This is a genomic window from uncultured Algibacter sp., assembly GCF_963976535.1.
GTDB lineage: Bacteria > Bacteroidota > Bacteroidia > Flavobacteriales > Flavobacteriaceae > Algibacter_B.
The window spans coordinates 62,318-75,502 of record NZ_CAXBLF010000003.1; the positions used below are offsets into that span (position 1 = coordinate 62,318).

8 protein-coding genes are annotated in these 13,185 nt (G+C 34.7%); 2 read left to right on the plus strand and 6 right to left on the minus strand.

Features of this window, described 5'->3' with window-relative positions; genetic code table 11:
- Positions 1 to 77: 77 nt before the first annotated feature.
- Positions 78 to 734 (plus strand): fructose-6-phosphate aldolase, encoded by a 657-nt coding sequence (gene fsa, locus AAC024_RS01990; RefSeq protein ID WP_339893501.1) that lies wholly within the window; start codon positions 78 to 80, stop codon positions 732 to 734.
- 83 nt (positions 735 to 817) lie between these two features.
- On the opposite strand, the gene AAC024_RS01995 is transcribed toward fsa, so the two are convergent.
- The 6 genes from AAC024_RS01995 to AAC024_RS02020 form a co-directional block, all read right to left on the minus strand.
- Positions 818 to 3,697: an alpha-amylase family glycosyl hydrolase gene (locus AAC024_RS01995; protein ID WP_339893502.1), complete on the minus strand. Its 2,880-nt coding sequence runs from the start codon at positions 3,695 to 3,697 to the stop codon at positions 818 to 820.
- Between the two features lie 101 nt (positions 3,698 to 3,798).
- Entirely contained in the window at positions 3,799 to 5,763 is a 1,965-nt protein-coding gene (locus tag AAC024_RS02000) for a SusF/SusE family outer membrane protein (protein WP_339893503.1), read from the minus strand.
- A gap of 13 nt (positions 5,764 to 5,776) precedes the next feature.
- Positions 5,777 to 6,568: a hypothetical protein gene (locus tag AAC024_RS02005; protein WP_339893504.1), complete on the minus strand. Its 792-nt coding sequence runs from the start codon at positions 6,566 to 6,568 to the stop codon at positions 5,777 to 5,779.
- Between the two features lie 10 nt (positions 6,569 to 6,578).
- Positions 6,579 to 7,124, minus strand: coding sequence for a hypothetical protein (locus AAC024_RS02010; protein ID WP_339893505.1), 546 nt, complete (start codon positions 7,122 to 7,124; stop codon positions 6,579 to 6,581).
- 12 nt (positions 7,125 to 7,136) lie between these two features.
- Positions 7,137 to 8,582, minus strand: a complete 1,446-nt coding sequence (locus AAC024_RS02015; protein ID WP_339893506.1) for a RagB/SusD family nutrient uptake outer membrane protein — start codon at positions 8,580 to 8,582, stop codon at positions 7,137 to 7,139.
- A gap of 10 nt (positions 8,583 to 8,592) precedes the next feature.
- Positions 8,593 to 11,640 (minus strand): TonB-dependent receptor, encoded by a 3,048-nt coding sequence (locus AAC024_RS02020; protein WP_339893507.1) that lies wholly within the window; start codon positions 11,638 to 11,640, stop codon positions 8,593 to 8,595.
- 452 nt (positions 11,641 to 12,092) lie between these two features.
- On the opposite strand from AAC024_RS02020, the gene AAC024_RS02025 reads away from it, so the two are divergent.
- Positions 12,093 to 13,166 carry a LacI family DNA-binding transcriptional regulator gene (locus tag AAC024_RS02025; protein ID WP_339893508.1) on the plus strand — a complete coding sequence of 358 codons (1,074 nt, stop codon included), beginning with the start codon at positions 12,093 to 12,095 and terminating at the stop codon, positions 13,164 to 13,166.
- The last annotated feature ends 19 nt before the right edge of the window (positions 13,167 to 13,185 follow it).

A 13,185-nucleotide genomic window follows, 5' to 3' on the forward strand; every position in this document is an offset into this window, starting at 1 on the left:
ACAAGATTTTTCATATTAATTGAAAATGAATATATGCGAATTACATTTGACTAATAAAAAACAATAAAAACAAACAAATGAAATTTTTTATAGATACAGCAAACCTTGATGATATTGCAGAAGCTCAAGCTTTAGGAGTTTTAGATGGCGTAACAACAAACCCCTCTTTAATGGCAAAAGAAGGTATTACAGGTGGAGAAAATATATTAGCACATTACCAAAAAATCTGTGATTTAGTGGATGGTGATGTTAGCGCAGAAGTGATTTCAACAGATTTTGAAGGAATGGTAGATGAAGGCGAAATGCTCGCAGGATTACACCCGCAAATTGTTGTGAAATTACCAATAATTGCTGATGGAATTAAGGCTTGTAAATATTTTTCAGATAAAGGAATTAAGACTAACGTAACCTTGGTTTTTTCTGCTGGACAAGCACTTTTAGCGGCAAAAGCAGGAGCTACTTATGTGTCTCCATTTATTGGAAGATTAGATGATATCTCAACGGATGGTTTAAACCTAATTGCTGAAATAAGACAAATTTATGATAACTACGGATTTGAAACTCAAATTTTAGCCGCATCAGTGCGTCATACCATGCATGTTATTGATTGTGCTAAATTGGGAAGTGATGTGATGACTGGCCCTTTATCGTCTATAAAAGGCTTATTAAAACATCCTTTAACGGATAGTGGTTTAGCTAAATTTTTAGAAGATTATAAAAAAGGGAATAACTAGAAAACTATTCTCTTAAAGTGTAAAAGCTTCTCAATTCCTGTTTGGAACTTGAGAAGCTTTTTGATTAAACAAACTAAACTAAACTAAGTTTTTATAAGTTTTATGGTGCTTACTTCACCTAAATTATTAATAGCTTTTACTAAATATAAGCTTTTGGGTAAGGTTGAAACATCAAAAGTGTGCTCTTTAGTAAAGCTGCCGCTATAAGTTTTAAGGAGTTTACCTGTTAAATCGAAAATGGATACAGATTCAACTGCTTTATTTATCTGAAATGATGTTGAAGTGGGGTTGGGGTAAATAGCTACGTCTAAAACCGTTTTAAAATCATCGGTACTCAAGGTAGATGCCTTGTTTCCGAAAATCCTGAATTGTCCTGCGGGCAATGAAATAGAAGCAGTTGTACTGGTAATATTCATAGTGGTATTGTCCATTAAATCATACCAAGTACCTATATAAGGGAAATTAGGTGTGATGTTTTGAGCAGACAGCCCAAAATTGGATAGGATTACCACATTTTTTAAATCTGTTGATTGCAAAGCATCATCCCAAATGTAAATTTTTGGGGTTAAGTTGGAAGATCCTGTTTCGATGGAATAATTACCTTCAAAAACAGCCTCAGCGGTCTTGAGTTTTATTAATCGGGACCAGTCGTTATAAATTTGATTTCTATTGGGGTTGCCCAACCAATTATTTACCCATTGTGGTTGTGGTTTGGTGTCTAATTTACAATCGCCATCGCTCCCACCAGGTACGTTTACGCTGCCATCATTACAAGTGAAAATAGAGTTTTCCAAACCCAAATCGGCAAAATGCCAGATCATTTTCGGCCCAGGAATTGTCAAGCTTACCGCACCTAAAGCAGACATTCTGGATAGGGCCGTATTTAAGTCTTTTACATTATAACTGCCACTACTGTTTCCAAATTGCAAATTTTTATACATTAAGCGTTCTTCATCATGACTCTCAGGGTAGCCCATAACCCGTTTACCTGTAAATCCGTGGCTTAGATGCCCCATTCTACTAATATTGGTGTTTGAAGCGTAGCCCATGGTCAACTGATTGTATTGGTCGGTCATTTTACCCCACATCATAATCCCTTTGCCTTCGTCAATGCGGTAATTTGCCCATTGCTGCTCTTCGGTATCACTTCCCAAATGCTCAAAGATTACATAATGGGTTTCGTCTAAACTCCATGCGTAATCGGCATATTCCTTTAAAATGTCCACTCGGTCTTGTTGGTAACTGTTTGTGCAGCCTTCGTTACTTGGAGAACAATTTTGAGTAAATCCTTTGGTCAAATCCCAACGGAAACCATCAATTTTAAATTCTTCGATCCAATGCTTAAGAACACGTTGTACATAATTTTGAGTTCGGGCTTGCTGATGGTTAAAATCCTCACCAACACTATAGCTATGGGTTGCAACTTGGTTGAAGTAAGGATTTTCAGAACTTGGGCTTCCCCAACCGTCACCATCTGGATCGTCCATCCACATTCTGTTCATCGGGTTTCTACCAAAAGCGTGGTTTAAGACAACGTCCAAAATAACAGCGATACCGTTTTGATGGCACAAGTCTATAAATTCCTTAAACTTAGCTTCGGTACCATAATATTTATCTAGTGCCATATGAAACGAGGTGTTATAGCCCCAACTTAAATTGCCCTCAAACTCCATGTTTGGAAGTAGTTGTATGGCCGTTACATTTAAGTTTTTAAAATAATCTATCTTATCTATTAAGTCTTGGTAATTTTGGTCCTGGTCAAAATCCCTCATTAAAACTTGATACACCACCAAATCTTCCTTTTTGGGTTTTGTAAAATTAGGAACGACCCATGAATAAGCTGTTTTACCGGTTTGAAGCACCGTAACCTCTCTTTCCTGTCCTGTTGGGTAAGGAGGTAAATTAGGATACGTTGAGGCTGGAATTCCAGGATCATCAAACGGCGATAAAACCAGAGTTGAATAGGGATCGGCTGTTTTTACTAAAGCAGGAGAGTTAGCAATAGGGGTTTTGTCAACCACCCAATATTGATAGGTTTCTATTTGCCCTGGAGTTAAGCCGGTAATCTCCAACCAATATACTCTTCCAGGTTTGCTAAAATCTCTTTTCATGGCATAATTAGCATCGGGTTGCCAGTTATTAAAACTTCCAGCAACATATACAAAATCTTTTTCAAAAGCATCAAGGACTAAAGTCGCTTTTGTAGGGTCACCACTATCATAATTTATGCCTTCGACCATTCCCGCAGGAAAAGCGCCATGTTGAGTATTTGGATCTACAAGTACTGTAAATGTTTTGGTTTTGGTTACACCATCAGTAGTAACCTCTAAAACATAATTTTTGGTTTCTGTAATATTGATATCTGTATATGAATATGATAAAATATTTGACTGTGTGTCAATGGGGATATTATTTGCTTTTAGAATATAATTGGCATTATTTTCACAAGTATTTGTTGCAGCAATATTTAAATTATCTCCTGAATTAACTACAGCAATAGAGTTAGCCGTTGGAGATATTAATACCAATTGTAATGTACTAACACCAACATCTAACAAAATATCTTGAGATTTTTTGTCGCCTGTTCCATCAAGAGCTTTAATTAAAAACCCTATTCTTCCAATACTGCCTGTTCTGCCAAAAAAATTAGATGGCACAAAGGATATGCTATAGGTATCTGTCCCATTATTGTATGTTAATTGTGTGCTAGAGTTTGTCCAACCTCCATTATTAGGGGCATCTTCTAGATTTTCACCATTAATATCATAAGACCAGGACCAAAAATAGAGTGCATTATTACTAATTCCCCAATCTGCTTCAACTATACTTGCGCCATCAAATGTTAATGTAATGGTATCATCTTCCAGAAATGTACAAGGATTTACTACATAGTTCACCTCTTGCTGTTGTGAAAAGGCTAACGAAGAAATTAAAAAAGCGAATAAAATGGTAATCTTGTTCATTTGCTGAGTTTTATTTCGTTTTGGGTATTGAATTTAAGAAATAAAAGGTTGTTTATAATAATACAAACAACCTTTTACAATTACATATATTTATTTATTGTTTATAAAACAGTTACAGTTCCTTTAGTAAAATCGACAGTTATATTAAACGTACCATCTCCAGGAGAATTTACATTGTTCTCCCCATCTCTTACTAGCATACCAGGATATGCAGGATTCTCTCCCCAATCGTTATCCCAGCTACCAAGCGTAGGTAAAAATTTAAATATATCTGAACTTAGAAGCGTTTGAGATATTTCAAACACACCTTCTGACAATTTTGTGAAAGCTGGAGCTGTAGCATTATCCCATCCATTTGGAGAACCAACTAAAAATAAATTATCTGGTATTTCGGTAAGTGTGAAAGACAGCGTATTAAAATCGATATTAATCATGTAAGTCCCAGCATTAGTAACGGGAATATTACTTTCTCCATCTTGTACTAACTTACCTGCGCTTTCTGGATTTTCTGCCCAATCACCATCCCATGAGCCCGATGTAGGGATTAGTTTAAACTCAGCTCCAGCATCAAATGTTTGTACTCTTGTAAATACCCCATTTCCCGATGAATAAAATTGTTGCGTAGCATCACCATTATTCCAACCATTATGGGAACCTACTGAATACAGATTATTAATTGCTGATGCATTAACGGTTAAGTTATTAAAATCAACTATTACAACATATTTACCAGCAGTAGTTATTTTAATATTTTGTTCACCATCTTGAATTAAGCCTCCAGCATTTGCAGGATCTTCACCCCAATCACCATCCCAAGCTCCTAAAGTTGGCAAGAACTTAAACTCGTCATTAGCACTAAAATCATAAGTAAGAGAGAAAACCCCGTTACCATCATTATAAAATGGAATAGCCGTTGCATTATTCCATCCATTTATGGAACCAACCATAAATAAATCATCAGGCGCAGTAAATTCTTTAACCGTTACTGAAAGTGTTGGGAAATCTACAGTAATCACATAAGTGCCTGTATTAGCAACTTTTATATTTTGCTCTCCATCTTGAACTATCTTACCTGGATTATCAGGATCTTCACCCCAATCGCCATCCCATGAGCCTAAAGTAGGCAGGAACTTAAACTCGTCATCAGCAGATAGATCTAATTGTAATTCAAAGCCACCATTTCCATTACTAGTAAAGGCATTTGCTGTAGCATTATCCCAACCATTGTGGCTCCCAACTAAGTATAATTCGTTAATAACAAAAACATCCCAGTTCAAGTATTTTTTTTCTGCTTTCAATTCTGAAACGTCATCACTAATTTTAGCTTTTACAGTCCATATAACATTAGCATTATCAGCAAATTCTTGACCAATTTGAGTATTCGTCATTGTGAAAGAAGTCCCTGAAGGCACATTAAACGATTTCAATGGCTCTGAAAAGTCTCCTCCTAATTCATCAAATAATAAGGTGTATTCAATAGTTCCACTTCCAGTAGTTGTAGCAGCTTCTTCCCAAGAAAAAGTAACTTCTCCATTAGGATCGCCATAAATATCTGCCTTTATAATATTATTATTAGTAGGTGATAATAAATTGAAATTTTTAATTCCATTTGCAGAGAATCGCACAATTTCAACGTTATTCTTACTTGTTGAAACCTCAACATCACCATTACTCGCAACGACTTGCCATTGTAATTCAGCCGTTTCACCAGCAGCATAACCAGCAGCACTCAATGCTTCATCAAGGGTTGCAAAAGTCAAGGTTAATTTGTTTTCTTTACCATCATTATTCGATGGAAAAATTACAAACTCAGGAGTTTCAGATCCTGCTTTAAAGAAAAGAACTTTATAGGTCGGCGTTTTTGAAACCCCCGGTATGGCCTTATTCCAAGTCAGTTCTATGATGTTTTCTGGTGTTCCAGAATTTAACACATAGCTTGAAACTGTACTTTCAACAATGCTAAAACTATTTAAAGCTTCAGTATCGGAGCTAAATTCTACATCTTCTGTACATGATACAAAAAGTGCTAATAGAATTATTGATATTTTGTAAAGTATATTTTTCATAATATATATAATTTTAATTACTAGCTGCTCTTAAACGAATGGTTCCTGTTGCAGATTTTATTGTTGGATTATCGGCATCATAAAAATAATACTGCAACTCCACTAAATTTCCTGAATTATACAAACTAGGAAAACTAGCTGCGGGTATTATGGATGCTTGATAATATAATCCACTAAAAGTAGTTGGCATTTCAATAGCTAATAATGGATCTACTGTTGGTTCAATACGTACACTTATATTTTGTGCACCTGTTATTGCAGGGTTACTTAAACCAGTAAAGTTTTTATTAAAGCGAAGTGTTACAACATCTTTAGTTGTTGCCTGAGATGGAAATGTTCTCACCTCATCTGGAATAAACTTAAAAGGTGAAAACGGTATGGTTAAATCACCTGTTTGAAATGTAGGTGCTTGATCTCTTAGCAAATACCCAATGGATGTTATAGACCCTGGCGCCGCCTCTGCTCCATATAATTCGGCTAATGTTTTATAGGTATTGTTCCCATCTACAATAGGAAATATAAGTTTATACTCTGTATCGCTCACTTTCGTTAATCTAGCCGCTGGTTTTATATTGGTCCAAGAACCATTGGTTTTGGCATCTCCAGCACTGGAAAAACTCCAGATATATAAATCTTTGCCCTCTAATGAATTTCCTTGATTATCCTTTGCGCCTACCACATTAAAAAATATTTCAATGTTTTCATCAATTACCGTATAACTTGCAGGGTTGCCTGTAACTACAGGGTTTTGAGCTTGAACGGTTAATATGGATAAAAAGAAAATACTAAAAAATATATTTTTCATAATTCAGTTTTTATTGTTTAGCTAATATGTATTCGTATCTGGTAACAGGGTTGTTATCGGAATCAAACCTTTCGTAATTCAAAGATAATTTAGGCGCATCCCCAACAATTCCAGCGAATGTTCTAATGTAAAAAATGATATTTTCACCATCAATTTGAGTTTCTATACCAGATGAAGCATTAATTCCCAATTCTTTGTTTACTAGGTTAATCGCATCACTGGTTACCCAAGACCAAGATCCTGTACCTTCAGATACAACATAAGCCATTGGAGAATTTCCAATACTTGTTGTTAAAGCACCATTATCTATTTGCAAAGTGAAATCTGAAAATGGCATGCCAGCAATAGCATTGGTAATATTTATCTTAGTCGCAAAGTCTGGAAAACTTTTCTTTTCGGCGTCTAAATCTACTTGAGTAGCGCTTTCTATGATCCAAGTTCCCATTATTTGCTCACTTCTATTTATAGTATCACCAAACTTGCCTTCATTATCTGGACTACATTGGGTGAACATGACTAACAAGCTTATTAAAAAGCTGTATTTAATTAATTTCATAGTATTATTTTTTTAGTTACAACCACCTGTTGGGTTTTGAATAAATCCTGTAAACACTTCAGTTGCTGGAAATTGAAATACAATTCCATTGCAATTCCAGGGTGCGTTTCTTATAGTAAGCGATGTTTCGTTTACTCCAATTCTTTTTAAGTCGTTAATTCTGTTTCCCTCTCCAAGTAATTCGATGCGCCTTTGCTCTCTTACTAATGTAATCATTTGTGGCTTAGTAAGTCCACTAATTGTTGACAATCCAGCTCTGTCTAAAATTAAATTAATATCAGTTTCTGCTTGAGAAAGACTGTTAGTTTCAGCAGCAGCCTCGGCTCTAATCAAAAGTAATTCTGTATAATGTGCCAACGGTACGTGGAAAATTCCTTTATTAAATTTCTTTAAGAAATATTCCCCATCAGTTTCCTCAAGCAAGGTTTTTCTTTTATCTGTTGAGGGAATCGAATTATACAAATCTTGCATCATTCTAATAGTGGTATTAGAGATTGCCAAATCTGTACGATATCTTGAAAAAGTACCTCCTTTGCTATTGGCATTAGATTCTGAAACGATTCCGAAAATTGTTTCCACATTTGGCGATTCGGTATTGTTATCATCAACCAAGTTTCCTGCAAATCTTTCGGTACCTGTATCTCCTCCTTGGTATAAGTTAACATCAAAAACAGCCGACGTGTTTGTTAATGCACTATTCGCATAATTAAAAGCTTGTTCATAATTTGATTCAGCCGTGTCAATATCAGGTCCAAACCCTGCTTGAAAAAACACTTTAGCTAAATATGCTTGTGCCGCTGCCTTATTAGCATAATACTGATTTTTGGAATTAGTCATATTCAATAAGCTTTCTGCTTCCTTTAAATCACTAATTAGGTTCGCATAATTCTGAGCTACAGTGCCTCTGTTTTGCCCTAAAGCATTATCGACTGAAGTAATATACTGAATCCCCAGATGTGAATTGTCTGTGCTATAACCAGGTGAGTGTGACATGAATCTTGAAATTTCAAAAAGTGCCATACCTCTTAAAAGATGCGCTTCGCCTTTTATTTCTTGCACTCTTTCATCTGTAGCAGATAAGCCCAAAACTTCGAGGTTATTTTCGATATGACCCAATACAACATTGGCATCTAGGACAATTCTATAAAACCCTCGGTACATATTATCTCTAATCGTGTTATTAAAAAACGAGGTGCTTCTATTATAAATTTCGGTTTCATCGGAGTTAATTCCAATTGGTCCATCAATGTTGTCCCCATTAATTTCGGCATAAAGTTGAGCGTTTCCGCCTAAAGGCCAGCCTAAATTATTATATCCTGCGTTTAATAGTGATTCTAAATCGGCCAAATTTGTTGGGCCAACTATATCTACATTTTCAGGGAGTTCTTCTAAATCACAAGAAACAAATAATGAGATAGAGAAAAACAACCCTAGTATTAATTTTAAATTCATTTTCATTGTTTCCATTTTAAAAAGTTGCATTAATGTTAAATGTGAATGATTTCGCCTGTGGAATACTTAAGTACGACACATTCGGTGATAAGTTTCTATCTCTTTGAAATTGGAAATCTCTAGCAATTTCAGGGTCACCACCAGGGAATTTGGTCCAAGTGAATAAATTCGACCCAGTTAAAGATAATTTTAACGAGCTTATGCCTGTGCCTCTTAAAAATTCTGCTGGTAATGTATAATTAAGTGTTACATTCCTTAATCTCAAATAAGAAGCATCATATAAAAAACCTGTATGGTTATACTGCCATACACCTGAAAGTTCTTTTACTTCGGTATGATCGTAAAAAAGCCTAGGTTGTTCTGTGATATCACCTGGATTTCTCCATCTATCATATATATCAGTTCTCACGTTTGATGAATTATTTCCATCAATAAAAGTTCCAAGTGCTCTTTTTGCATAACTGTCGTAAATATTACCTCCGATAGTGAATACAAAATCAGTATCCAATCCCCAGTTTCTATACTTGAATTTATTACCAAATCCGCCAGTTGCATCTGGTATAACAGAGCCTGCTGAAACTCTATTGGCTAAATCAAAAGTTTTTGTTTCATTGCCTTCTTTATCCAAGAAAATTGGCAAACCATCTGTAGGATCAACTCTTGCAAACCGAACTAAATAATTGGTTCCAATTGGTTGCCCTTCAATAACACGTGTATCATTGAACCCGCCTTCTAATAAATCTGGGCTTACACCTCCTAAGCTAATCAATTTATTTGCATTATGTGCTATATTAAAAGTAGTTGTCCATGAAAAATTATCGCTAACAATATTTTTAGAGGTGAAATTAAATTCAATACCCTTGTTTTCAATTTCAGCAGCATTTATCCATAAACTTTCACCAAATCCTGAAGATGGAATTTGAAATAAATCCAATAATACATCTTTTGATTTTTTGTAATATCCAGATAGTTCAGTTTCTACACGGTTATTAAAAAGGTTTAATTCAATTCCAAAATCTACCGTTTGAGCAGTTTCCCATTTTAAATCTGGATTGTCCAATCTAATTATAGATTTATAAGGATTTCCTAAATAATCAGTTCCAGAGTTTGGAATACTATAAGCACCAAACCTTGAATCGTTTCCTATTTCCGAGTTACCAGTTATACCATAAGATGTTTTAATTTTTAATAGACTTATAGTATTGCTATTCTTTATAAAGCCATGCTTAGAAAAGTTATATGCAGCAGAGACTGTTGGGAAAAATCCATATCTGTTATTTTCTCCAAAACGAGATGAACCATCAACTCTCGCAAGCGCCATTAAATCAAGCGCATCATTAAATGAATAATTAACACGTCCAAAATAAGAAGCAAAAGAATAGGCTGTTTTACCTGTACTTTCTCGAGTATAATCAGGTGCGTTCGATTCATAAAGTGGCACAGGGCTATTTGTATAACCTTGTGGGTCTCCAAAACGATATAACAATCTTTCACTTCTTTGATATTCTGTTCCAAGTAAAAAGTTAAAAGAGTTTTTGTCGTCAACATCCCATAAATATGATGCTGTAAAGTTTGTATTGTAATTAATTACAAAAAATGGATTTGCAGATGCAAATGTATTCTGTTCTTCTTCAGGCGTTCCACTAATCCTACCTACTTCTAAAGATTGCCAGTAAAAATCTCTAAAATCCATATAGTCTAAAGACCCAGTTGCTCTTAGGTATAGGTTTTCTATAGGCTGGTAATCTATAGCAATAGAATTTATTGATCTCATTTCTTCTGATCTTCGATCTCTATATAGTAGTTCTTCTAATGGATTACCAAACGAATTGTCAACATCCCCATTCGCTAGATAAGGCGAGTAAAATGGCAAAGTAAAACTTTGGGCATTTCTCCAAGTATCGTTAATATTAACCTTATCATAAATACCTCTTGTTAACGATAAGTTAAGACCTATTTTAAGGTTTTTAAGTAACTGGTAATCTAAATTAAATCTTCCACTTAATCGCGTATATTCATCATTTTTAATGAAAGACTCCGTATCATCATACGACAAGTTAAAATAAGTTTTTAATTTTTCAGTTCCATAATTTACAGAAAAACTATGTCTGTTGGATATACCTGTTTTAGTCACTAAATCTATCCAGTCAGTATTAGTATTTAGTGCATCTTCCCATGAAATATTTCGAGGCAATAGGGCTAGACCAACATTGCCGTCATTTTCCCATGCTTCTTGATACACTTGCAATAATTGCTTGTTATCTAATATTTTAGGTGTATATGTTGGTTCTGAAGTTGTAACACTTCCAGTATATGAGAATTTTAATCCCTCTTTACCTCGTTTGGTTTTAATCAATATAACACCATTCGCACCACGAGACCCATAAATCCCAGCTGCTGCAGCATCTTTTAGAACCTCTATACTCTCAATGTCATTTTGGTTTAAAGAAGCCAACGGGTTATTGTTTTGTCCGTTAGAATCTCCTTGCAAAAAATAATCTTGTGTAATAGGTATTCCATCAATAACATATAGCGGATCGCCACCTGCCGAGATAGAAGAAATACCTCTTATTCTAACAACATTAGAAGAACCTGCTAATCCAGATCCTTGAATTACTTGTACTCCAGCTGCTTTTCCTTGCAGTGCCGCATCAATAGAAGATACCGGATTGTCTTTTAATTCTTCACCATTTACACGCACAGCACTTCCAAGAATTTTACTTTTCTTCTGAACACCATAACCAATAATAACAATCTCATCTAATTGAGCAGCATCTTCAGTTAATTGGACTTCTAGTTTTGATTGTCCTGTATAAGTAATCTCTTGAGATTGATATCCTACATAGGAAAATACAATAACGTCTCCGTTATTTACATCAATACGGTAATTCCCGTCAAAGTCTGTTGCGGTACCAGTACTGGTGCCTTTTATAACAACATTAACTCCGGGGAGTGGAATTGAAGTAGATTGTTCTGTTACCGTTCCTGTTAATGACGTTTGTCCGAATATGTAGACGGGTGCCAAAAGCAGAAAAAACAGTAAACTATTAATAATTGTTTTCATACAAATTAGTTTAAAGAATTAGTCATTTTTAGTTCAGTTATATTTTCACTTCTCATTTCAAAACTATATAAAGTAATTGTAAACAAACCATTAAGGATTACGAAATATTTTACGAAAACGTTTTCGTGTTGACAACTTTTTAGTTTTTAGGCTAAATTATGAGAAAGTCGCAATAAAAAACTGTTCTAAATAATCTTCTATCTTTACAGAAACAAGAGAATTATTGCTATTTTAGGGTGCATTTATAGATTATGATACATCCATAACTAAAACTTTGATACCCAAGGACAATGATTATATGGATGTACCATGTGTCCGATAAAAAAAAGTAGATATAAACAAATGAAATGAGTTGTAAAAATTCTTAATATTTTTGGAGATGTTTAATAGCGAATTACACCCGCCTGTCGGCAGACAGGTCTGACTTATAAAGAACGATAAGATTTAAAAAGATGAAAAGAAAGATTACATTAAAGCAAATTGCGAAGGAACTAGATGTCTCGGTTTCAACGGTTTCTAAGGCACTTAGCAACAGCAAGGAAATTAGTGAAGATACCACACAAAAAATTCAAGCATTTGCTAAACTCTATAATTACAAGCCCAATAATATTGCGCTTAGTTTAAAGAATAGAAAGACTAAAACCATAGGTATTTTAATACCAGAAATTGTACATCATTTTTTTTCAACGGTTATTCGCGGTATAGAAAGAGTTGCAAATAGAAGAGGTTACAATGTTATTGTGGGACTCTCAAATGAATCCTTCACCAAAGAGGTTATAAACATGGAAATGCTTGCAAATGGGAGTATTGATGGGTTTATTTTATCTATTTCCAAAGAGACTTTACTCAAGCAAGATTATCACCATTTTAACGCCACAATAAATCAAGGCATGCCTATCGTGATGTTTGACAGGGTTGTAAATGAGGTTGATTGCGATAAGGTAATTGTTGATGATTTTAATGGTGCTGTAAAAGCAGTAAAGAAACTTATTGAAAATGGCTGTAAAAATATTGCTTTAATTACCACGTTAGACTATGTAAGTGTAGGTAGGTTAAGAACCCAGGGATACTTAGAAGCTTTACAAAATAGTGGAATTGTCGCTGATTCTAATTTAATATTAAAAATTGATGATAGTTTAGATGTTGAAAATCATTTGGAGGTTTTAGAGACAGAAATAGCTCAGTTTTTTAAGTCAAACCAAAATATTGATGCTGTATTTGCTGTAAACGAACTTTATGCGGTCTCAGCTATGAAAGTTGCTAGGATGCTCGGATTAAAGATTCCAGATGATATGCAAGTTATTGGATTTACAGATGGTGTACTCTCAAAACATGCAACACCAAGTTTAACAACAGTAAGTCAGCATGGTCAAAAAATGGGCGAACAATCTGCGAATTTATTGATTGACAGATTGGAAGCTGAAGACGCTGAACCCGAGCAATACTTCACAAATAACGACCAAAAACATGACTTCATAAAGGTGGTAATTGAGACCGAAATTATTGAAAGAGAATCCACTAAATAGTTTCGTGGAAAAATCTCGA

Coding starts and splice junctions, on each gene's coding strand:
- fsa (WP_339893501.1), top strand. CDS start 78: ATGAAATTTTTTATAGATACAGCAAACCTTGATGATATTGCAGAAGCT.
- AAC024_RS01995 (WP_339893502.1), bottom strand. CDS start 3,697: ATGAACAAGATTACCATTTTATTCGCTTTTTTAATTTCTTCGTTAGCC.
- AAC024_RS02000 (WP_339893503.1), bottom strand. CDS start 5,763: ATGAAAAATATACTTTACAAAATATCAATAATTCTATTAGCACTTTTT.
- AAC024_RS02005 (WP_339893504.1), bottom strand. CDS start 6,568: ATGAAAAATATATTTTTTAGTATTTTCTTTTTATCCATATTAACCGTT.
- AAC024_RS02010 (WP_339893505.1), bottom strand. CDS start 7,124: ATGAAATTAATTAAATACAGCTTTTTAATAAGCTTGTTAGTCATGTTC.
- AAC024_RS02015 (WP_339893506.1), bottom strand. CDS start 8,582: ATGAAAATGAATTTAAAATTAATACTAGGGTTGTTTTTCTCTATCTCA.
- AAC024_RS02020 (WP_339893507.1), bottom strand. CDS start 11,640: ATGAAAACAATTATTAATAGTTTACTGTTTTTTCTGCTTTTGGCACCC.
- AAC024_RS02025 (WP_339893508.1), top strand. CDS start 12,093: ATGAAAAGAAAGATTACATTAAAGCAAATTGCGAAGGAACTAGATGTC.